General features: G+C 60.1%; 24 protein-coding genes and 1 tRNA gene. 9 read left to right on the top strand and 16 right to left on the bottom strand.

The features are described 5' to 3' along the window. Positions 1-340: 340 nt before the first annotated feature. The 5 genes from BJP07_RS07375 to BJP07_RS07355 all read right to left on the bottom strand — a co-directional run bounded on the left by BJP07_RS07375 (position 341) and on the right by BJP07_RS07355 (position 4,673). A tRNA-Ala gene (locus BJP07_RS07375) sits at positions 341-413 on the bottom strand. A gap of 63 nt (positions 414-476) precedes the next feature. Beyond that, positions 477-1,616, bottom strand: coding sequence for a gephyrin-like molybdotransferase receptor GlpR (gene glpR / locus BJP07_RS07370; protein WP_071566848.1), 1,140 nt, complete (start codon positions 1,614-1,616; stop codon positions 477-479). A gap of 94 nt (positions 1,617-1,710) precedes the next feature. Further along, positions 1,711-2,376, bottom strand: a complete 666-nt coding sequence (locus BJP07_RS07365) for a GNAT family N-acetyltransferase (protein WP_071566847.1) — start codon at positions 2,374-2,376, stop codon at positions 1,711-1,713. A gap of 3 nt (positions 2,377-2,379) precedes the next feature. Then, on the bottom strand, positions 2,380-3,675 hold the full coding sequence (gene glp, locus BJP07_RS07360; RefSeq protein ID WP_071566846.1) for a gephyrin-like molybdotransferase Glp: 1,296 nt from the start codon (positions 3,673-3,675) through the stop codon (positions 2,380-2,382). 26 nt (positions 3,676-3,701) lie between these two features. After that, positions 3,702-4,673 carry a UTP--glucose-1-phosphate uridylyltransferase gene (locus BJP07_RS07355; protein ID WP_071566845.1) on the bottom strand — a complete coding sequence of 324 codons (972 nt, stop codon included), beginning with the start codon at positions 4,671-4,673 and terminating at the stop codon, positions 3,702-3,704. 64 nt (positions 4,674-4,737) lie between these two features. On the opposite strand from BJP07_RS07355, the gene BJP07_RS07350 reads away from it, so the two are divergent. From BJP07_RS07350 to mscL, 3 genes are all read left to right on the top strand, one after another. Then, on the top strand, positions 4,738-5,313 hold the full coding sequence (locus BJP07_RS07350; RefSeq protein ID WP_071566844.1) for a 5-formyltetrahydrofolate cyclo-ligase: 576 nt from the start codon (positions 4,738-4,740) through the stop codon (positions 5,311-5,313). 67 nt (positions 5,314-5,380) lie between these two features. Further along, positions 5,381-5,953, top strand: a complete 573-nt coding sequence (locus tag BJP07_RS07345; RefSeq protein WP_255365946.1) for an SAF domain-containing protein — start codon at positions 5,381-5,383, stop codon at positions 5,951-5,953. A 53-nt stretch (positions 5,954-6,006) separates the two neighbouring features. After that, on the top strand, positions 6,007-6,411 hold the full coding sequence (mscL, locus tag BJP07_RS07340; protein ID WP_071566842.1) for a large-conductance mechanosensitive channel protein MscL: 405 nt from the start codon (positions 6,007-6,009) through the stop codon (positions 6,409-6,411). 5 nt (positions 6,412-6,416) lie between these two features. Here the strand turns inward: mscL and BJP07_RS07335 are convergent, their stop codons facing one another. The 7 genes from BJP07_RS07335 to BJP07_RS07305 form a co-directional block, all read right to left on the bottom strand. Continuing rightward, complete coding sequence (locus BJP07_RS07335; protein WP_071566841.1) at positions 6,417-6,641, bottom strand: hypothetical protein; 225 nt, start codon at positions 6,639-6,641, stop codon at positions 6,417-6,419. A gap of 9 nt (positions 6,642-6,650) precedes the next feature. Next, positions 6,651-7,220 (bottom strand): molybdenum cofactor biosynthesis protein B, encoded by a 570-nt coding sequence (locus tag BJP07_RS07330; RefSeq protein WP_071566840.1) that lies wholly within the window; start codon positions 7,218-7,220, stop codon positions 6,651-6,653. Between the two features lie 58 nt (positions 7,221-7,278). Further along, on the bottom strand, positions 7,279-8,466 hold the full coding sequence (locus tag BJP07_RS07325) for a S1C family serine protease (RefSeq protein WP_071566839.1): 1,188 nt from the start codon (positions 8,464-8,466) through the stop codon (positions 7,279-7,281). A gap of 83 nt (positions 8,467-8,549) precedes the next feature. Beyond that, positions 8,550-10,067 (bottom strand): HAMP domain-containing sensor histidine kinase, encoded by a 1,518-nt coding sequence (locus BJP07_RS07320; RefSeq protein WP_177222541.1) that lies wholly within the window; start codon positions 10,065-10,067, stop codon positions 8,550-8,552. A gap of 62 nt (positions 10,068-10,129) precedes the next feature. Beyond that, positions 10,130-10,828: a response regulator transcription factor gene (locus BJP07_RS07315; RefSeq protein ID WP_071566837.1), complete on the bottom strand. Its 699-nt coding sequence runs from the start codon at positions 10,826-10,828 to the stop codon at positions 10,130-10,132. Between the two features lie 101 nt (positions 10,829-10,929). Then, positions 10,930-11,103, bottom strand: coding sequence for a 50S ribosomal protein L32 (gene rpmF / locus BJP07_RS07310; RefSeq protein ID WP_071566836.1), 174 nt, complete (start codon positions 11,101-11,103; stop codon positions 10,930-10,932). A 19-nt stretch (positions 11,104-11,122) separates the two neighbouring features. Further along, positions 11,123-11,395: a type B 50S ribosomal protein L31 gene (locus tag BJP07_RS07305; RefSeq protein ID WP_038589209.1), complete on the bottom strand. Its 273-nt coding sequence runs from the start codon at positions 11,393-11,395 to the stop codon at positions 11,123-11,125. 374 nt (positions 11,396-11,769) lie between these two features. On the opposite strand from BJP07_RS07305, the gene rpmB reads away from it, so the two are divergent. The 4 genes from rpmB to rpsR are packed head-to-tail and all read left to right on the top strand — an operon-like array spanning position 11,770 to position 12,743. After that, positions 11,770-12,006 carry a 50S ribosomal protein L28 gene (gene rpmB, locus BJP07_RS07300; RefSeq protein WP_071566835.1) on the top strand — a complete coding sequence of 79 codons (237 nt, stop codon included), beginning with the start codon at positions 11,770-11,772 and terminating at the stop codon, positions 12,004-12,006. After that, positions 12,006-12,170, top strand: a complete 165-nt coding sequence (gene rpmG, locus BJP07_RS07295) for a 50S ribosomal protein L33 (protein ID WP_070362828.1) — start codon at positions 12,006-12,008, stop codon at positions 12,168-12,170. Before rpmB ends, rpmG begins: the two co-directional genes overlap by 1 nt. 3 nt (positions 12,171-12,173) lie before the next feature. Then, on the top strand, positions 12,174-12,479 hold the full coding sequence (gene rpsN, locus BJP07_RS07290) for a 30S ribosomal protein S14 (RefSeq protein WP_070362829.1): 306 nt from the start codon (positions 12,174-12,176) through the stop codon (positions 12,477-12,479). A 12-nt stretch (positions 12,480-12,491) separates the two neighbouring features. Then, positions 12,492-12,743 carry a 30S ribosomal protein S18 gene (gene rpsR / locus BJP07_RS07285; protein ID WP_070362830.1) on the top strand — a complete coding sequence of 84 codons (252 nt, stop codon included), beginning with the start codon at positions 12,492-12,494 and terminating at the stop codon, positions 12,741-12,743. 176 nt (positions 12,744-12,919) lie between these two features. Here rpsR and purH read toward each other — a convergent pair whose 3' ends face one another. Genes purH through BJP07_RS07270 form a run of 3 tightly spaced genes read right to left on the bottom strand, consistent with a single transcriptional unit; the run spans position 12,920 to position 16,293 of the window. Next, complete coding sequence (gene purH, locus BJP07_RS07280; protein WP_071566834.1) at positions 12,920-14,446, bottom strand: bifunctional phosphoribosylaminoimidazolecarboxamide formyltransferase/IMP cyclohydrolase; 1,527 nt, start codon at positions 14,444-14,446, stop codon at positions 12,920-12,922. After that, on the bottom strand, positions 14,443-15,036 hold the full coding sequence (gene purN, locus BJP07_RS07275) for a phosphoribosylglycinamide formyltransferase (protein ID WP_071566833.1): 594 nt from the start codon (positions 15,034-15,036) through the stop codon (positions 14,443-14,445). The genes purH and purN overlap by 4 nt, the downstream gene beginning before the upstream one ends. A gap of 15 nt (positions 15,037-15,051) precedes the next feature. Continuing rightward, positions 15,052-16,293 carry a DUF6350 family protein gene (locus BJP07_RS07270; RefSeq protein ID WP_143111738.1) on the bottom strand — a complete coding sequence of 414 codons (1,242 nt, stop codon included), beginning with the start codon at positions 16,291-16,293 and terminating at the stop codon, positions 15,052-15,054. Positions 16,294-16,558: 265 nt separating this feature from the next. Between BJP07_RS07270 and BJP07_RS07265 the strand changes: the two genes are divergently transcribed. Beyond that, on the top strand, positions 16,559-17,272 hold the full coding sequence (locus BJP07_RS07265; RefSeq protein WP_071566831.1) for a M23 family metallopeptidase: 714 nt from the start codon (positions 16,559-16,561) through the stop codon (positions 17,270-17,272). 308 nt (positions 17,273-17,580) lie between these two features. Further along, positions 17,581-18,270 carry a M23 family metallopeptidase gene (locus BJP07_RS07260; protein ID WP_071566830.1) on the top strand — a complete coding sequence of 230 codons (690 nt, stop codon included), beginning with the start codon at positions 17,581-17,583 and terminating at the stop codon, positions 18,268-18,270. On the opposite strand, the gene pcrA is transcribed toward BJP07_RS07260, so the two are convergent. Further along, a complete protein-coding gene (gene pcrA / locus BJP07_RS07255; RefSeq protein ID WP_071566829.1) occupies positions 18,271-20,601 on the bottom strand; it encodes a DNA helicase PcrA in 2,331 nt (776 codons plus the stop codon). It lies immediately after the preceding gene. Positions 20,602-20,622: the final 21 nt, after the last annotated feature.

Here is a 20,622-nt window from a genome sequence, read left to right as displayed (position 1 = left end):
TTCTGTGGTGAACTCCTCCGAGGCGCGGCTGGTGGGAGGGATGACTACCGTCATTGCTGTGTGTCCTTCCTACCCGGTGTAACACCGGGTGACCTGGGGAGTTCACAAGTTCAACGGCACGAGGGGGCCCGGGGAACGATTTTGCGTTTTAGGCCAGTTCCGGTCGACCACCACTCGTCTTTCCCCAGGCCGCGACGGTTGTCTACAAAAATAGTTCCGCAGCCAAATGACCTCCCGGGAACAATTCTAGGCCCTAAGGATTAGACCCCAATTCTGTGGTGATGCCAGCGCAGATATGACAAACCCCCAGGCCACGCACGACCTGTGGGTTTGTATCTTGTGGAGCTAAGGGGAATCGAACCCCTGACCTTCGCATTGCGAACGCGACGCTCTACCAACTGAGCTATAGCCCCTCGCTGGAGAAGACGTTACTCCTCTTCTCCGCTGATGCTAAATCGTCCCGTTACCCAGGCGATTTAGCTCGCTCGTGGGGTGCGGTTGTCGCCCTCTCCGTATGGGTAGTGGCGGGTCTCCGTGGGATCCTCGAAGATTGCGGAGGATGCTTCGGGGAGGTTGGTGAAGTCGGGGTGGGCGTCGTCAAGGTCGATAGCTACGGATTCTCCGTATCGACGTGGCCACTCCTGCCTAGGGTGCGTCGAATCTGCGGTGGCGACGCCGAGGCGTGCGCGGCGCAGCTGGCGCATGCGGCGACGATGCAGCGCGCGTTCCTGGCGGACGACGCTACGCAGCACGACCATGAACCAGACGGTCAGGGCAACGGAGGCCGCCGGTAGGATCCATGTCCAGCCGCCTGCGACGAACGCGACCACAAATGTGACTACGCAGGCGATGATGAGACCCAGGAATGTGCGCTGACGGCGCATGAAGCGGTCTTCGCGTGCCCGACGTGCACGATCGGGGTCCCACCCGCCGCGACCACGACGAGACTCGGCGAACGCAAGGTCCTCGTCAGTGATGGTGACCTCTTCATCTTGAGCGTCCTGTTCGTGTTCGGTTTCCTCCGCAGGGATCTCCGCGGCATCCATCTCCGCCGTGATCCCGCTGTCGTATCCGAAGTCCGCTGTGGAGTAGTACGAGTCCGGGATGCTTTCGGCTTCTGTTTCCGGGTCTTCCGAGGCTTCCGAAGCCTCAGAAGTCTCCGTAGTCTCGAGCTCTACAGCGTCGGTTTCCTCAGCCTCAGCGGCCTCAGCCTCAACCGGCTCGTCCTCGGCTGGCTCCGCCTCGATGACCTCTCCCTCGATGACGTTCGAGTCGATGTCTTCTTCGGAATCGGAGTCGTCCTGGTTCTTCGAAAAGAAGTTTCGGATGACCGCGCTGTCGTCGATAAGGACTTCGCTGGCAGCGGGTTCGTGCTCGACGGCTTCGACGAGTTCTGCGTCCTCGGCATCGTCGTCGTGCAGGTGCACGTCGGCCGCGGTCACGCGTGGGCGGCGACGAACCTCAAGGGGCTCGGTGCCGCCGGTGTGCAGGACCCGCGTCTCGTCGTATCCTTCACCGGACCGGCGAATTGGTTTGTTGTTGCCAAATACGAGTGGTGCCAGAACGATGACCCACACGACGATCATCAAAATAATGATCAAGCTCGGGCTACCCATACAGCGAAGCCACCTTCCTAAAACTACCCACGAAACTGACCTTTAACGGTAGCGATCATTCCGGTGTTTCTGCCCGAGCCACGCCGGGGCCGCATCACCGAATTCGGCCAGAGCGCCGCAACCTGTCTACAGCCGAAGTCGGGTAGTCGTATTCGGTCATTGCGACGAAATAGTGGTCTCGCCAGCGCCCGTCGATATGAATGTTGCCCCGCATGAATCCTTCTTCGCGAAAACCTACGGTCGCGAGCACGCGGCCGCTGGCAGGGTTGTCTGGGAGGTAGGTAGCGGTCACCCTGTGGAGGCCGACGCGGCCAAATGCGTGGTCAGCACCTAACGCGCACGCAGCGGTGGCGATGCCACGGCCCTGGTACGGGCTGTGCACCCAGTAGCCGATCCAGCACTCGTCGACGGTTCCGCGTTGGATCCCGCCGAGTGTCAGCTGCCCAGCGAAGTGGCCGTCAACCTCGATGACCATCGGTACGACAGTGCCATCGGATGCCATCTCTTTGAGCATCGTCCACTGCCCCACCCAGGCGTTTTTAGTGTGGGCGGCGTCCCACGTGGAACGAATCGTCGGCTCCACTGACTGGAGCCACCGCTGGTCGAGCAAACGGGTGCGACGCCACTCGCGGCCGTCTTGCAGTCGTAGTGGCCGTAGAGTGACTGTCTCCCCACTCGTGAGCCTCACCAGCGGGGTCCGCTCCGGCCAACCAGGTGTTGGGCCATTGAGCCAGGTTTCTAACCTTCGCAGCAGACCCACCGGCTATCCCCGCTGCTGGAGAAATTCGACGTCCACTACGTCCCCAGGGCGGATCTCCACCGCGGACTCAGGTAGGCGAATCATGGCGTTGGCTTCTGCGAAGCCAGCAAACAGGTGGGATGTGTCTCCACCGGCTCCTGCCAGGCCTTCAACCAGGTAGTCTCCGGTTTGTGTATCGCGCATGAGTCGCGCCCGCACGTATCCTCGTCGCCCCGGCTGCGAGAATATCGCGCGCATTGAGCGCGCGCGGACTACTGGGCGTTGCCAGGACTGCTTCCCAAGCGCCTGGCGGATGGCCGGGCGAACAATGGTTTCGGCGATCACGAGCGCCGCTGCGGGGTTCGACGGCAGGAGGAACACGGGGATGCGCTCCTCACCTAGAGTGCCGAACCCCTGAACGGATCCAGGGTGCATCGCTACGCGGGTCGTGTCGATTTCCCCGAGGTCGTGCAGCACTTCTTGCAGCGTCTGCGCTCCTGACCCGCCTACCGCACCGGTGATCACGATCATTTCACTGCGCCCGATATAGCCAGCCAGCGTCTCCCGCATCTTCCGCGGTTCAGCATTCATGATGCCGGCGCGGTGTGCGTCCGCACCCGCCTCCTCGACAGCTGCCGCGACGACGTAGGAGGCGACGTCGACAACTTGGCCTAAGCCAGGCACGCGATCAAGCTCAACGAGTTCCATGCCATAGCTCAGAACAGTGATTCGCGGGCGTGGATACACCAATACTTTCGTGCGTCCCGCAGCTGCCAGCAGGCCAATCTGTGCTGGCCCTAGCACAGTGCGGGGACGAACCGCGATATCGCCGGGTTGAATATCTGCCCCAGGTTTTCGCACGAACTCACCGCTGGCAACAGGCCGCTGCGGGGTGACGCGCTTCGTGCCCCGATCGCTCCATTCCAGGGGAAGCACGGCGTCGGCAAGCGTGGGCAGCGGAGCCCCGGTCGCAACTCGTACGGCTTGGCGTGGCTGCAGTCGTAGCGGTTTTTGTGAGCCGGCGGGAACCTCGCCAACCACGGGCAGGGCACGGTCAGCACTTGCACGGGGCAGAGATTCCTGCTCCGCATCCCCCTTCCCCTGGCGTGACTTCACCCGCAGGCCAGCAGATCCGCCGACGTCCACTGCGCGGACGGCGTAGCCGTCGATGGCTGCTTGCGAAAAGCCTGGCAACGCGCGCGTCGCCACAACTTCCTCGGCGCACATCAGCCCCAGGGCGTCGTCGATACCTACACGGATCGGCTCGGGGGTCCGGACTGCGTCGCCAATTATGGCAAGCTGCTCATCAACACCGCGCATCAGCCACGCCTCTTTCTACGCCATCGTTAGCGTTGTTCATCCCCCGTGAGTTCGGGGTGTTCGGCTTCAAATTCATCCATGATCTGTTTGATCGCCGTGTACAGTGCCGGCCCGTACTTCGGGTCGTGCAAACCAAAGTCCACATTAGCGGGAATGTAGCCGCCTGGGTTGCCCAAATCGTGGCGCTTCCCGTGGTGTACCACGACGTGTACGGGGTGGCCTTCCTGGATCATCAACTCGATGGCATCGGTCAGCTGCAGCTCTCCGCCCTTGCCTGGCTTAATTCGCCGCAACGCGTCAAAAATAGCCCGGTCGAGCAGGTAGCGCCCCGTAGCCACGAGTGTCGACGGCGCGTCTTCCACCGCCGGCTTTTCAACCATGCCTTTCACGCGCTTGACCTCAACGCCGTCAATGTCCTCGTCGACATCTTCGACATCAAACACGCCGTAGTTGAACACTTCCTCCGGCGTTACGTTAAACGCGCACAGTACCGACCCGCCCAGCTTTTCGCGGGTGCGCACCATCTTCTCCATCACGCCGGTGGGCAGCACCAGGTCGTCGGGAAGCATGACGGCGACGACGTCCTCGTTGTCGTCAAGCGCTGATTCCGCGCAGCTGACCGCATGCCCGAGACCTAATGGTTTCTCCTGCGTCACCGCGACCGCGCTGATAAGGTCCGCGGCGCGCGCCACTTTCCTAACCTGGTCGTCCTTCCCGCGTTCCGCGAGCGTCTCTCGCAGCAACTCGAACTCGCCGAAGTGGCGCATGATTTCTTCTTTTGCCGGAGCTGTAACAATCGCTAGGCGGCGTGCGCCGAGCTCTGCCGCTTCTTCGGCGATCAGCTCGATACCGGGAGTGTCCACCACGGGCAGGAGTTCCTTAGGAACAGTCTTCGTTGCTGGCAAAAACCGTGTCCCCATGCCAGCTGCCGGCACCACAACGGTTTTCACGCCACGCGACGCAGGCTGCTGAGAGGTTTCTTCGTTAGACTTCCGCATAAAGATTTACTTTACCTCTATACAGTCCGCCTACCGTTTCCGACCCGTGAGGAGGCTCCCCCACTTGCGTACCAAGCAATCACTCCGCGACAAGCACATCACTTTTCGACGCCAACTCGCCAACAAGCAGCAGGAAAAACTCGAGCGCGATACCCGGATTCTCCAGCACACGCTCGAAGCATTGGAGCACTTCGGCGCCATCGGCAGCGAGATCAGCGCCTACTACCCTCTCGGCAGCGAACCCGGAACGGCCGACTACCCGCTGCAGCTCGCGCGCCGCACCAAAACAGTGTGGCTACCGATCTCGCTTCCCCACGGTGAACTGCAGTGGGCCGCCTGCTCTGAAGATCAGCGGCCCGGCGCGCTTGGCATCGCGGAGCCTGTTGGTTCCCGGTTTTCTAGCGAGGTGCTCAAGGAATGTGCTGCGTTGGTGGTCCCAGCGCTTGCAGTGGACCGCAGCGGGCAGCGTCTGGGTAAGGGAGCCGGATACTACGACCGCGCGCTCGAACACATCCGCAACCATAACGTCCCCATTATTGCGGTGGTGTTTGACGAAGAAGTCGTCGATACGCTGCCTGCACAGCCCCACGATGTGCCCGTCAATGCCATTGTGACTGACCGAACATTCTTGCAGCTCTAGGGAACCGTTCGTCCCGCGCCTGCGTCTAAATGGCATGAAGTTGGCTTCGTTTCTCCGCGATCTCCGCATGCCCGGTTACCATCGCACCGTCATGCTGCGGCGCACGATCGCAGTCGTGCTACTGCTAGTAGCAGGCACAAGCCTGCTTTTCGACGCCCGCTCCGCCGACCCACCCGTCGCGGTTTTCGCACGCGACGTCGAAGCCGGAACTGTGCTCACAGAAGCGGACGTCGCTCTGCGCAGGCTCCCGCCCTCCGTGGTTCCCGCGAACGCGCTGGGTAGCACTGAGCTCGCGGTCGGACAGGTCCTCGCCGCCGACGCGTCCGCAAATGAAGTCATCGCCAGTACGCGATTGGTCGGTCCTGACCTCCAAGCCTCCCTTCTAGGAAGCGATGCCAACCCGCAGGATTTCACGATGGTCCCAGTCACGCTGGCGGAACCCGAGCTGCTCCCGATGCTGCACCACGGGGTCGGGGTTGATATCGTCGCCCCAGGTCCGAGGGTCATTGCGCGTGGTGGCAAAGTGGTGACGACGAACGAGCACGGTTCCATCCTGGTCCTGCTGCGAAGTGCCGACGCAGCCAACGTTGCGGCCGCCTCCCTCACGGACCCGTTAACAGTTGTATTGACCACACATTAGTGTGTTGCCTATAGTTTCTTGGTCCAATTCTCGACCCTGCAAAGGAGACCCTAATGCTCGAGGGCTTTAAGAACTTTATCCTGCGCGGCAACGTTATTGACCTCGCAGTCGGTGTTGTCATCGGTGCTGCGTTCACCGCAGTTGTCACCGCGTTCTCCGACAACATCATCAACCCACTGATCGCTTCCGTTGGCGGCGCTGATTACTCCGGTCTTGGCTTCAACATTATCTCCGGTAACGACGCAACCTTCCTCGACTTCGGTGCGCTGATCACCGCTGTGATTAACTTCCTACTGATCGCCGCTGTCGTCTACTTCATCATCGTCGCTCCGATGAACAAGCTCGACGAGATGCAGAAGCGCAAGCGCGGCATTGAAGCAGATGCCCCAGCTCCGACCGAGACCGAGCTGCTGACTGAGATCCGCGATCTGCTCTCCGAGAAGCCTGCGCAGCAGTAATACTGCTATTCTCCGTAATGGGGCGGGCGTTCATGCTCGTAAAAGGCTTTGCCTGTGAGCTCCGGCTCGCCGTCGCCGTCGAAATCGACACTGCGCCCGGCATCATAGCCCGTCTGCCCAGAAGCCGCGTCACCAAATAGTTGCGTGCGTTCAGGACTACGGTCGTACTCTGCTTCCGACCGTCGCTCCACGCGTCGCCGTTGGTGGCGCGGCTTTTTCATGCTCGTCATCGTTTTGGACTACGCCTGCACCGAGTAAGTGTTGAGCTCGCCGATCAGGTGCTGGACTAATGGTGCGATCGTCGAGACGCCGTCGCGGATCGCCTGGCGGCTAGCGGCAAGATTGACCACGACGGTCGAGCCAGAGACGCCACACACACCGCGGGACGTGCAGGCGTCGACTGCGCCACATGCCTGCCCCGATGAGCGGACCGCCTGCGCGACACCCGGCACGTTCTTGTCGATGACTGCCTTCGTCGCCTCAGGTGCCGTATCGCGTGGACCAACACCAGTGCCGCCGACGGTGAGCACCAAGTCCACCCCACCAACGACGCCGGTTTCGATCGCCTTGCGGATCTCCGCTTCGTTTGAGTTCACATGCACCACTGCGTCGACGCTAAACCCGAACTCGCTGAGTAACTCCACAAGCATGTCGCCAGTAGTGTCGCCTTCCGCGCTGTAGCGACGGTCCCCGACCAACACAGCGATAGCTGCAGGAGGAGTCGGCACCTGCTCTGCCAACTCAGTCGCCTTGAGCGACTCTTCGTCGGGTTCCCCAACGGTGTCAAGCAAAACTTCTGTCGTTGGCATGCCAGGTCTCCTGTCCTGTCGTTGTAAAATCACGCTGTTTCATTGCTTGCTACAAAACTTACCCGTTGCTCAGGGTTACATCTACGGAATGCGGTGTTTCTTCCCCCTGACTGAGAACTTCGAGGGTGACAACCTGGCCAAAGTCCTTCGAACGCGTCGCCGCAATCAGTGCGTCCGCTGAATCAATAAGGCGGCCGTCGAGCTTGGTAATCACGTCCCCCTCCCGGATGCCAGCCTCTTCCGCTGGGCTTCCGGGCTCAACACCCGCGACTACGGCGCCGTCAATGCGGATACCGCGAATCGACACGCGCACGCCCAACATAGGCTGCGATGCCTTACCCGTTTCGATGAGCTGCTGCGCAACCCGCTTGGCAAAGTTCGACGGGATCGCAAACCCAAGCCCGATCGACCCCGAAGACTGCTCGCCACCAAAGCCTCCAGCTGAAAGCGAAGCGATCGCAGAGTTCATCCCGATCAAATGGCCCTGCATATCCACAAGGGGCCCACCGGAGTTACCGGGGTTAATCGCCGCATCGGTTTGCAGCCCATCCATCAGCGAGCTTTCCCCACCGCCCTGCGCTGCACGCACCGGACGATTCTTCGCGGAAATAATACCGCTGGTCACAGTGGCCGAAAGGCCAAGAGGCGAACCAACGGCAACGACCTGCTGGCCGACCTTGAGCTCGTCAGAGTCACCGAAGTCGAGCACCGGGAGGTTGTCGACGCCCTCAACCTTCAGCACACCAACATCCGTGTTGACGTCCGAGGCCACAAACGTAGCCGGATGCTTCGAGCCGTCATTAAACACCACCTGGATTTCCGAACGCCCCGTCGCAGCAGCCCCGATCACGTGGTGGTTCGTCAGGATGTACCCATCGGAAGAAATAATCGACCCTGAGCCTTCCGCAACGCCATTCGGTGTCGCCACGGTGATGGACACCACCGAAGGCAGCACCGCAGCCGCGACCTGCTCAACCGAGCCCTCGGGAGCTGTCTCCGGGGATGCAATACTTGGGTTCTCGAGCGCATTGTAATGCTGCTGCTCGCCGTTATCGTTCGCGGCGAGCACTGCGTATCCGCCACCGGCGCCGGCAAGCAACGACAGCACTACGGACAACGCTACGGTGCCTGCCCCGCGCCCGCGTCGCTGCTTTTCCTGCGGCGCCGACTGTACAAACGCAGCTTCAGGAAAGCCCTCTGGAGAATAGGAAGTCGTATTTGGTTGTGATGAGTACGGGTTCGTCATGTAGAGCAGTATGCACCACGGCACTGTGGCAGCACTAAAAAGAAAACCCGTTCTCTCGCAATGTTCCCTGTACGTTTGCTGTGCTAGTTGAGCTGGGTTTTATTCGGCAAACGCGGGATATCGACGTCCCCGTCCTCGAAGTAGATATCCTCATCCACAGCGGGAGGCCTTCCCGGAAAGACCACGCGGAAGCGTGCGCCGTGGTCGTCCGATTCCTCGACGAAGATCCTGGCACCATGCCGATCCATCACCTGCTTGACGATCGCAAGCCCCAAACCAGAACCAGGCATGGCACGCGACTCCGCCGAACGGTAGAAGCGCTCGAAGACCCGCTTCCGTTCTTCCGGCGCGATTCCCGGGCCGGAATCATCAACGACCAACACCGCGTACTTCTTCGCCGCCTTCAACGATATGCGGACGGTGCCACCCTCGGGCGACCACTTCGCAGCATTGTCGATCAGGTTCAAGGGCGCACGGCCCATCGCGAACCGATCACCCATAATGAGCCACGGGTCGGCATTGAACTGGAACGTGACATCAGGGCGGCGACGCTCAACGCGACGCACGGCCTCATCCAGGATCACGTCCAGGCGAATCTCCTCAAACTCCACGTTTGACGAATCCTCACGCGCGAGGTCCACCAGATCCCCGATCAGCGTCGACATCTCTGTCATCTGTGCTAACACGTCGCGCTCCAGATCGGCACGATCCTCCGCACTGATCTGGTCCTGCCGCTCGGCCGAGTACATCATCATGAGCAGTTCAATGTTCGTCCGCATCGAGGTCAACGGCGTCTTCAGCTCATGACCTGCATCGGCCACCAGCTGAGCTTGCCGCGTCCGCGAATCCTGCAGCGAGGCCATCATGTCGTTGAACGCGTTCGTAATACGCGCCATCTCATCATGCCCCTGCACCGGCAGCGGCTTCAGTTCCTTCGTCCTGGTGACTTCCTTCAGCGCAAGGTGCAGCTTGCGCAGAGGTCGCATACCCGAACTGGAAACCAAAAACGCAACCAACGTCGACACGATCCAGCCCAAACTGAGCAATACCAACAGGGCCGCAGCGATACTGCGCTGCAGCTGCCTCGTCGGGTCAACGGCTTTCGACAACGCCACGACAGTACCGTCGTCCAGTCGAGTTACCAGCACGCGGTTGCCGTGGAGGGTTCGCGAGGACACATCAGCCCCGTAGTTCATGCGTGCAAAATCCCCACCCACGGGGATTTCATCACCCACGAATCTATTGGACTCCGCGCGTGAAGCAGTCGCCAGAATGTGCGGGTTGCGGCGTCGAAAAGCCTCGACTTCGGCGGCGAGCTCCTCATCGCTGGACATCTCCTGCGAGTCATACGCGAGCATTGCCCCCTGCGTGCGCAGGTCGTTGTCCATCATGCCGATAATCGACGTCGACGCCGCCCAGTAGCTCACCGACGCGGTGACCAACAGCGTGAGCGCTACCAGCACACCAGTCAAGACAGCGAGCTGCTGACGAAGCGTCATCTCCGAGCCGAGATACGCACCACGGATGTAGGTGTCGAACAGGATCGTCGGCAAGTTCGGACGCGGAGGCTCCTGCTCCTGCTCAGCACTCTCGTTGGACACATCCGCACCTTCAAGAGAAATGCCGGTAGTACGTTCGAAGTGATCCGCCGATTGGCGCAAAATCACAGTGCTGTCTCCCGAAGCACGTAACCCACGCCGCGAACCGTATGAATCAGGCGAGGCTCCCCGCCTGCCTCAGTCTTCTTACGGAGGTACCCGATGTAGACCTCCAAAGCGTTGCCAGAGGTTGGAAAGTCGTATCCCCACACCTCTTCAAGAATCTGCTGCCGCGACAGCACCTTGCGAGGGTTCTCAATCAGGACCAGCAGCAGGGCAAACTCGGTCCGTGTCAGAGAAATAGCCCGGTCTCCGCGGAACACGTCACGCGTATCAGTCTCAACTGAGAGATCTTCAAACTCGTACCGTGTCTTCGGCGCCGATTGGGACTGGATAGCGTCCGCCTGCGCACGGCGCAACAGTGAGCGCACTCGAGCCAAGAGCTCCTCGAGAGCAAACGGCTTCGGCAGGTAATCATCGGCGCCAGCATCCAGACCAGCAACACGGTCTGCAACGCCGTCTCGTGCAGTAAGCATCAGAATCGGACGGTCGTACCCGGACGACCGCAGCGTACGGCACACGCCCAACCCGTCGAGCTTCGGCATCATCACGTCCAGGATTGTCAGATCCGGCTGCTCTTCACGGATGACATCAAGCGCCTCCTCGCCGTCGGAGGCAAGCAGCACGTCGTATCCATTGAAACGAAGGGAACGTCGCAAGGAATCTCGAACGGCTTGCTCATCATCGGCAACAAGAATCTTCATACGCCTATTATTGCCTATCTAGGAGACTTTTAACACCGGACTATCAGAAAATAGAAAAAGCCGGGCCCTTCGGGCCCGGCAAACGCATATATATAAGGCGTTTAGAACTGCTCGACGTCAATCAAGCCAGCCTCCGCTGCCTTCAGCAGGCGACGCGGGATGCGTACTTCCTGACCGTCCACCTTTGCGGTGATCAGCGGCGCGTTGTCAGCCTTCCACTGCGAACGACGCATGCGGGTGTTCGCGCGGGACTTCTTAAACTTAGGGGTTGCCATTGTTGTTTCTCCTTACGCCCTATTTTGCGGTCTTCTTCTTGCGGCGAGCCATGCCACCGAAGCGCTGGTTGAACTTCTCAACGCGGCCAGCGGTGTCCATGAGACGCTGTGCGCCGGTCCAGAACGGGTGAGACTCAGCGGTCACATCGACGACGATGAGCGGGTACTCGTTGCCGTCTTCCCAGGTGTCGGTGCGGTCGGAGGTCTTGGTGGAGCGCGTCAGGAACTTGTGGCCCGTGTTCGCGTCCTGGAAGATTACCGGGTGGTAATCCGGATGGATATCCTTCTTCATATGTAAGTTCGTCTCCCTCAGGATTGATACTTCAGGTCGGTTCCCACTTAAGGGATCGTGCCTGAGTTGGGTGCGAATGATTCATGTACGCCCAGCTGATCACTGGACAACTTTGGACATACTACAGGGAGAATCCGCTTTTACATAATCACGATCTTTCAACGCCATCGACAAATAACCCGTCGTTGCGGGAATTAGAATTATGCATTTCCTTCGCAGGCGTGTATTGTTGACTCTCGCTGTTGTCGAAGTACACGTATACGCCTACGTCAACCGATTGCTCAGATACTTTCTAGCGGACCCTCACTCCGCGTTTCCGTATCTATCTTTTCAGTGATCAGTGCGTGGGCGGCAGAAGAGAAAGAAGTCAACCCATGTCGGCACATTGCCAGGTCACGGGACGGAAGCCACAGTTCGGCAAGACCGTCTCCCACTCGCACCGCCGCCACTCGCGTCGTTGGAACCCCAACGTACAGAAGCGCCGGTTCTACCTGCCCTCTGAGGGCCGTACCATCACCCTGACCGTTTCCGCGAAGGGCCTGAAGGTCATCGACCGCGACGGAATCGAATCCGTTGTCGCTAAGATTCGTGCACGAGGTGAGAAGATCTAATGGCACGCAACGATATTCGCCCGATCATCAAGCTGAAGAGCACTGCGGGCACAGGTTTCACCTACGTAACCCGTAAGAACAAGCGCAACAACCCAGACCGTATCTCCCTGAAGAAGTACGATCCGGTTGTTCGCAAGCACGTCGAATTCCGCGAGGAGCGATAAGTTATGGCTAAAAAGTCGAAGATCGCCAAGAACGAAAAGCGCAAGGAGATTGTGGCTCGCTACGCTGAGCGTCGCAACGAGCTGAAGGCAATCATCCGCAACCCGGAGACCTCCGACGAGGACCGTCTGGATGCTCAGTTTGAGCTGAACCGCCAGCCTCGCGACGCCTCCCCTGTTCGCGTGCGCAACCGCGACTCCCGCGATGGTCGCCCACGTGGTTACCTCCGTAAGTTCGGTATTTCCCGTGTCCGTATGCGCGAGATGGCTCACCGTGGTGAGCTGCCTGGCGTCCGTAAGTCTTCGTGGTAAGGAGGATGACCAATGAAGCGCAATAACAACCATCGCAAGGCGCGCATGGAGCAGTCCCGCCGCCCGAAGAAGAACCCGTTGAAGGCAAAGGGCATCGAGAAGGTCGACTACAAGGACCTCGACACCCTTCGTCTGTTCATCTCTGACCGTCACAAGATCCGTTCCCGTCGTGTTACCGGTCTTTCGCCACAGCAGCAGCGTGAAGTTGCTACCGCGGTGAAGAACGCACGCGAGATGGCTCTTCTGCCGTTCACCAGCCGCTAAACACCGGTTGACGATAACAGCGTAGAGTTTTTCGACGAACTCCCGTCCTGGTCTCCAGGCGCGGGAGTTTTTTCATGCCCTGCGCTACCCGCTGCTCGCGCGTGCACCGGGCAAACCAAAAGGCCCCCACAACCGTGGGGGCCCTCAGTACAAAACAGAGCTATACGGCGCTCATGCTAGTGAGCGAAGTGGCGCGTCCCAGTCACGTACATTGCGACGCCTGCTTCTTCCGCGGCCTTAATGACTTCCTCGTCGCGGATGGAGCCACCAGGCTGCACGACGGCACGAACGCCGGCGTCTGCAAGGATCTGGAACCCATCTGCGAATGGGAAGAAGGCATCAGAGGCAGCGACAGCACCGTTGGTCCGGTTGCGTCCCTCATCGAGAGAGTTGGCCCGGTCAACGGCAAGCTTTGCAGAGTCGACTCGGTTGACCTGGCCCATGCCGATGCCGACGGTGGCTCCGTCGTGCGCGACCAGGATCGCGTTCGACTTCACACAGCGCACTGCGCGCCACGCAAAGACAAGGTCTGCCAAGGTTGCTTCGTCGACGGCCTCGCCTGCCACCAACTTCCAGTTTTCTGGGTTATCGCCTTCAGCCTGGAACGCGTCGCGCTCCTGGAGGAGGAAACCGCCAGAGATCTGCTTGATCTCCTCAGTCTCCTGCCCTGGCTCTACTTCGAGGATGCGCAGGTTCTTCTTTGTCTGCAGCAGCTCGAGCGCATCGGGCGCGTAGGAAGGTGCGATGATGACCTCGGTGAAGATCGGCTTTACCTGCTCGGCAAGCTCAAGCGTTACTTCGCGGTTCGTCGCGATGACGCCGCCGTACGCCGATACTGGGTCGCAGGCGTGCGCCTTGCGGTGAGCGTCGGCAATCGAAACCTCGGAAACCGCAACACCGCAAGGGTTGGCGTGCTTAATGATTGCAACGCACGGCTCTTCATGGTCCCACGCTGCGCGCCAAGCGGCGTCGGCATCCTGGTAGTTGTTGTAGCTCATTTCCTTGCCGCCGTACTGCGTGGCGTCAGCAAGGCCCCAGCCTTCGTTGATGACGCTTGCTGCCTGGTGCGGATTTTCACCGTATCGCAGAGCACCGTCCTCTTCGTCGCCCAGCTGTTCTGCGAACCAGTCTGCAACGGCGGCGTCGTACTCTGCAGTGTGGGCGAACGCCGCAGCAGCCAGTTCACGGCGCTGCTCAAGCGTAAAGCCGCCCTGCTCGACGGCCTCCTGTGCCAGCTGGTACTGCTCCGGTGAGGTCAGGATGGCCACTGATGGATGATTCTTCGCTGCTGCGCGAACCATGGACGGCCCGCCGATGTCAATCTGCTCGACGCACTCATCGAATTCCGCGCCGGACGCAACCGTTTCCTCAAACGGGTACAGGTTGACTACGACGAGTTCGAAAGGCGCAACCCCGAGGTCTTTGAGCTGTTGCTTATGGCTCTCCTTTCGAAGGTCTGCCAGGATTCCTGCGTGGACGTGGGGGTGCAACGTCTTTACGCGCCCCTCAAGCACCTCTGGGAATCCGGTGACTTCCGATACTTCGGTGACGGGCACACCGCTTGCGGCGATCTTTTTTGCAGTCGAACCAGTAGAGACAATTTCCACACCGGCCGAGTGGAGCGCCTGGGCAAGCGGCTCAAGATCGGTCTTGTCGTACACGCTCACGAGCGCTCGGCGAATTGGTGTGCGTTCGTTGTTCATTCGAAAGTGACCTTTCCTTGATGTATCGAAGCAGAAGCTAAGAGCTCAGTAACTTGGAGTCGCTCTTCTTGCTTAATGCGTTCGTGCAGTGAGGATTCTGTATCCCCTGGCTGCACAAGCACAGGGCGTTGTGCAATGATTCGGCCGGTGTCCATTCCGTCGTCGACATAGTGGACGGTACAGCCGGTGACTTTGACGCCGTAGTTCAGCGCGTCACGCACTGCGTGTGCTCCCGGGAACGCAGGCAAGAGCGAGGGGTGAGTGTTAATAGTTTTACCTTCGTAGACGTCCAGGAACGGGCGTCCCAAGATGCGCATAAAGCCTGCGGAAACGACGAGGTCCGGGTTGCTGCTGGAGACAGTTTCCGCGAGGCGGGTATTCCACGCGTCGCGGTCATTTTCCATTTCTACGATTGCAGTCGGAATGCCTGCATTCTTCGCCCTTTCGATGGCCGGGCACACCTGGTCCGCAACGACAAGGTCGATCCGGTATGCGTCTGGGTGGTCATCCTGGTAGTTCATAATCGCCCGTAAGAGCGTTCCAGTACCAGAAACGAGGACAGCTACAGATAAAGCTTTATCAGCACTCACGGTTCATCAGTGTAGTCATTCTTCTTCCGAGTGTGAGCGGTTCAGGAAAGTTCGCGCGAATCGCACGAGCCATACCAGCCCGCCGACTCCAACGGTCCATGCAAAAACGAAAAGCACTGCCGAGGAGATGTCGGCGCCGATAATGCCGTAGGCTCCGGCGCTCCCCTGCGCGAGCAGCAGGCAGAGGGCAAACATCACTGCAGTCCATGAACCTATTGCGGCTACTTCCACCATTGTCGACGGCCTGCGCACGAAGAACCCGAGCAGGATAACCACTGGGACAGCAAGCAGGACAGCGGCCCACGGAGCGATCGTGCTGGGGACTGCGGCAAAGAGGGGGAATGGGGGGAGAGGGACGGAGAGGACGTCGAAAAGCGAGACTTCCCCACTGCCGATGTGGAAGGAACCACCGAGCAGTACTGCGCACATCCCCACAACAGCGTTCGGGAGGTAGAGGATGCTGAGCAGAATCAGCATGCAGGCGGTCCCCCACCCGGTGCTCGGGAATGCGTCGTAGGCGGTGGCGATGCTTTGGTAGCGGGCAACAAGTAGCACCAGCAGGACAAGCATGCTACCTGCGCCGAAGAGAAGTAACAGCATGCTCGAAGTACGAGCCGTATCGACGGCCACCACGGGCACACGAACTGTGGAGGCCAGCGCCCGCCAAAGCACATGACGAATACCAAACAGGAACCCAATGAAGTGGATGCACGGCGGCAGCGCAAGTGCCTGCCATGCTGGCGGCGGCTCGATAGCGAAGACCGCCGAGGCGTCGGTAACCATGAACAGCGCCATCGCACTCACCAAGAGCGGCAGCACCAACACGAGGGCAGCGATGGCTGCAAGATCGAGGATGCTGACCTGCTTCGCTGTTGCGGCGCGCACGCGCCAGGCGATGAGGGCACTGATCCCGATCGCTGGGAGCAACGGCACCTGCGACAGGTACACGCCGTCGATTGTGAGGGAGACACCGTGAAGGGCAAACCAGGTCTGCCCGATTGCTGCGGGCAGGTATGCGGTCTTCCATCCGCCAATCAGCAGTGTCGCTGCGCAGATCGCGATGATTCCGAGCACGACATCGAGCGTCGGGATACCTATATAAGGAAGGTAAGCCCGGATGCGCGTCTTCCATGTGCGCTCCTCCGGCGGAAGCGACGCCACCTCGCGGCTATCACGCTTGCTTTTCGACGTCCACTTCGCTCCGCGCCGTGCGTTACTCAGGAAGCCGTGGCCGCTACCCCGCGAAGGGCGTGCCACCGGTGATGATTGAGGTCTTGTTTTCTTTGACATTGCGCCCTATATTGCCATTGGCGGACAGGTTTCCGGCGTTCGACACTACCGCATGCGGGTGCCTGCCTGGCGTTTTATTGCATGTAACGTAATACACAAAGAAAACGATTAAGAAATACTCAGGTTATAGCTTGCCTTAGCGCGATCGATTCGTTACAGTTACCTCTCGTAGATAACAGGAAGGTTACAAACGTTACAGTTCTGTAACCAACGGGAAGTCTAAAGAGGGTTCATGCTCCACTCAACGAAAACAGCTGGCAAGCACCGCAAGCAGTCCCCTAACAAGGGTCGCGTCGCAATGGTTGCCGTTGCCACTGGCGCCGTGTCCACCGCTGGACTCTCCGGCGCGGCTGCAGCTGCCCTCCAGGGCGATAGCGGCCAAGCGGGCAGCTACGCCCTCGCTGCAGACACCGACCAGCTCACTGCCCTGACCGATGAGGCTGCACCGCAGATCCTCGCAATTGCGGAATACAAGCCAGTTACGGATCTTACAGACCAGCTCGTGAAGGCAGTTGCGCACTCCGAAGAGGTCGCGCGTGCCGACGAGGCTGCCCGTGCGCCACTCGTAGTGAAGCCAGCTGAGGGTGTCTTCACTTCCGGATTCGGCCCACGTTGGGGCTCGTTCCACTCTGGCGTCGATATCGCCAACGTCAACGGCACCCCAATTCTGGCGGTCATGGACGGCACCGTCATTGACTCGGGCCCAGCCCAGGGCTACGGCAACTGGATTCGCATCCGCCACGAGGACGGCTCGATTTCCGTCTACGGCCACATGGACTCCCTCTACGCCTCAGTTGGCCAGGTTGTGCACGCTGGTGAGCTGATCGCAGGCATGGGCAGCCAGGGCTTCTCGACGGGTTCCCACCTCCACTTCGAGATTCACCCGGACGGCAACACCCCTATCGACCCTGCGACGTGGCTCGCAGAGCGTGGCATTCAGCTCTAATCCCAATCTTCCGAACCGCCGTGGCTTCTATATGAGCCGCGGCGGTTTTTCTTTTTCGACACGCTGAACGGGGGTACCGCACACCACCCCCGCCGCTAATCACATTGGCAACACTGTTCCCATTCGTCACATCTGTCACGGGCGCGCAGCCTGCTGATTCCCGGGACCCACAAACTCATTCGAACATACTTTTCCCTCTTTACCTGCAGTTACGCATTGCTAAGCCTCCGAGAGGTGACTAAGTTTTGTCGCTGTATGTGGCTACAGCGTGGCCACCCGAATATTTGTAGAAAAGGTTGCTTCTCCGTATGAATCGCACAGTACTTTCGGCACTCGCCGTCGCGACTGCGTCCATGCTCACCCTCACCGCATCCCCTGCGAACGCTGTAGGGCTCACGCTGAACGGCGCTCCGGTTGATCACAATCAGGCTGTGAAGGCTGTTGCCCAGGCAGCAGACACGATTCTGGACAGCGGCGCAACTCTGCGCGTCGGGGACTACTCGCTCGTCTACGACCCTCGCGTCGTACAGGAAAAGCTTGGTCTCTCCTTCCAACAGGAGGGCGCGAACGGGGGCGTCCGCTACCAGCGTGGTCGCACCGCCGATGGGCGCACCGTAGTCACTCCGGCGACAGGTACGTTTACCTCTGGGTTCGGCCCCCGCTGGGGCACGGTCCATCAGGGCATCGATATCGCGAATAACCTTGGCTCCCCCATCTACGCCGTGATGGACGGCACGGTAATCAACGCGGGCCCGGCCCAAGGCTTCGGCAACTGGGTCGTTATCAAGCACGACGGGGGCGAGGTCTCCGTGTACGGCCACATGGCGGTCTACAACGTCAGTGTCGGGCAGCGTGTCACTGCCGGCCAGCAGATCGCGCAGATCGGCAGCGAAGGTTTCTCCACCGGCCCGCACCTCCACTTCGAGATCCACCCAGATGGTGTGACACCGGTAGACCCTGTGCCATGGTTCGCACAGGCCGGTATCCGCATTCAGTAGTTAAAGCTTTTCCATCGGGACGCCACCGATCAGCATTAGTCGGACCGTCCCGGAGGATCCGAAGTCAATCGTCACCGTTTCGCGCACGCCTACACCATCGACGGCGAGCACGGTACCCAGGCCGTACTTCGCATGGTTGACCCGATCCCCGACGGCGAGCTGCAGGTCCTTGTTTACCTTCGCCCTGCTGCCGCCGCCACGCGACTGGGAACGTCCAAACCCGCCACCGCGGCTACGGCCGCCAGTACCCCACGGCGACTGTGAAGCCCCCGAAGAATACACGGGTTCTTCTCGCCTCCAATCGATAAGCTCCTGCGGAATCTCCCCAAGGAACCGGCTTGCCGGGTTTGTCACTGGGCTCCCCCACGAGGAACGCAACATCGCGCGCGTCAGATACAGGCGTTTGCGCGCACGAGTAATACCGACGTACGCCAGGCGGCGCTCTTCGGCGAGCTCTGCCGAATCTCCCAACGCGCGCAAGTGCGGGAATTGCCCATCTTCCCACCCAGTCACAAAGACGACGGGGAACTCAAGGCCCTTTGCGGTGTGCAAGGTCATCAACGTGACCACACCCTGTTCGTTTTCGGGTAGCTGGTCGGCGTCGGCGACGAGCGCTACCTTCTCGAGGAAAGCCTGCAGCGTCCCCGGCAGCGGTTCGCCCTCGTCGAAGATCTCTGAGATTTCCTCATCGCTGAGGTACGCCAGCTGGAGTGCGGACTCCGAGGAGTACTCGCGTGCGACGGACACCAGCTCATTCAGGTTGTCCAGGCGCGTGGCATCCTGTGGATCGTTCGATTGCTCCAAGTGGGCTTTGTACCCGGTGGCATCAAGGATCCTGGAGACCAGCTCGCCGAGGTCAGTGTTGCTCGCCCCCTCCCGCTGGCCTGCTGACATTTCCTCGCGTAGCTCATCCATCATGGTGACAAATCCCTTGATGGCGTTCTTCGCTCGGGTGCCAAGGGCATCAATCCCGCCGTCGGCCGCCACCCGCAACGCCTGGCCGAAGCTTACGGAGTAGGTCTGCGCGTACAGCGCCACCGTGGACTGTGCCTTGTCGCCGATAGCACGCTTTGGCTCATTGATGATCCTGCGCAGGCTCACCGTGTCATCCGGGTTTTCAAGCGCCTTAAGGTAGGCCACGATGTCGCGGACTTCTTTGCGCTCGTAAAATCGCGTGCCGCCGACCACCTTGTACGGGATGCCGGTGCGGATGAAAATGTCTTCCAGCGCACGCGAGGCATTGTTGGTGCGGTACATGATCGCCATGTCGGAGTAAGGCACGCCGCTATCGGAGAGCCGGTCGATCTCGCCCGCGATAAATTTAGCCTCATCGTGCTCATTGTCCGCGACGTAGCCGACGATCTGGTCGCCGGTGCCGTGCTCGGTCCATAGCTTCTTGGGGCGCCGCCCGGTGTTTTGAGAGATGACTGCGTTAGCGGCGTCCAGGATCGTTTGCGTCGAGCGGTAGTTTTGCTCCAGCACGATCGTGGTTGCGTCGGGATAGTCGCGCTCGAACTCCTCAATGTTGCGGATCGTCGCGCCACGGAACGCGTAAATGGACTGGTCGGAGTCGCCAACAACGGCAAGTTCGGAAGCGTCGGGCCCCTTGCCCACCAGCGTGTGGATCAGCTCGTACTGCGCATGGTTCGTGTCCTGGTACTCGTCCACGAGTACGTGGCGGAAGCGGCGTCGATAATATTCTGCGACCTGCGGATGCTCCTTGAAGATCCGTACGACTTCCCCGATGAGGTCGTCGAAGTCGACCGCGTTCGCGGCACGTAGGCGGCGCTGGTACTCGGCAAACACCTTGGCCACTGTGGAGTCGAAAGGGTTGTGGGTGCGCTGCGCGTCATCGGCCGCCTGTTGCTCGTCGATGAGCTCGTTTTTGAGGTTCGAGATCGCGTTCGCAAGCACCCGGGGAGCAAACTTCTTCAGGTCGAGGTTGTTTTCCTTCGCGATCATCGAGAGCAGGCGGCGGGAATCGTCGGCATCATAAATACTGAAGTTCGTATTCAGACCGGGGACGAGCTGAGCCTGCTGGCGAAGGATCCGCACGCAGATCGAGTGGAAGGTTGCAACCCACATCCGCTCTGTTTGCGGCCCGATGAGCGCCTCGACGCGCTCTTTCATCTCCGCAGCGGCCTTGTTGGTAAAAGTGATCGCCAGGACCTGCCAAGGTGCGACACCGCGCTCCTGCAACAAGAAAGCGATGCGCCTGGTCAGCACCGCGGTTTTGCCGGAACCAGCGCCCGCGACAATCAAAAGTGGAGAGCCACTGTGGCGCACTGCGGCTTCCTGTTGGGGGTTGAGTCCTAGCGTCAGATCATTCATGCCACACACCCTAACGCACAC

Origin of the sequence: Corynebacterium sp. NML130628 (assembly GCF_001875665.1) — a bacterium.
Lineage (GTDB): Bacteria > Actinomycetota > Actinomycetes > Mycobacteriales > Mycobacteriaceae > Corynebacterium.
The sequence above is the reverse complement of the archived record's forward strand: the minus strand, read 5'-3'. Positions and strand labels throughout refer to the sequence as shown.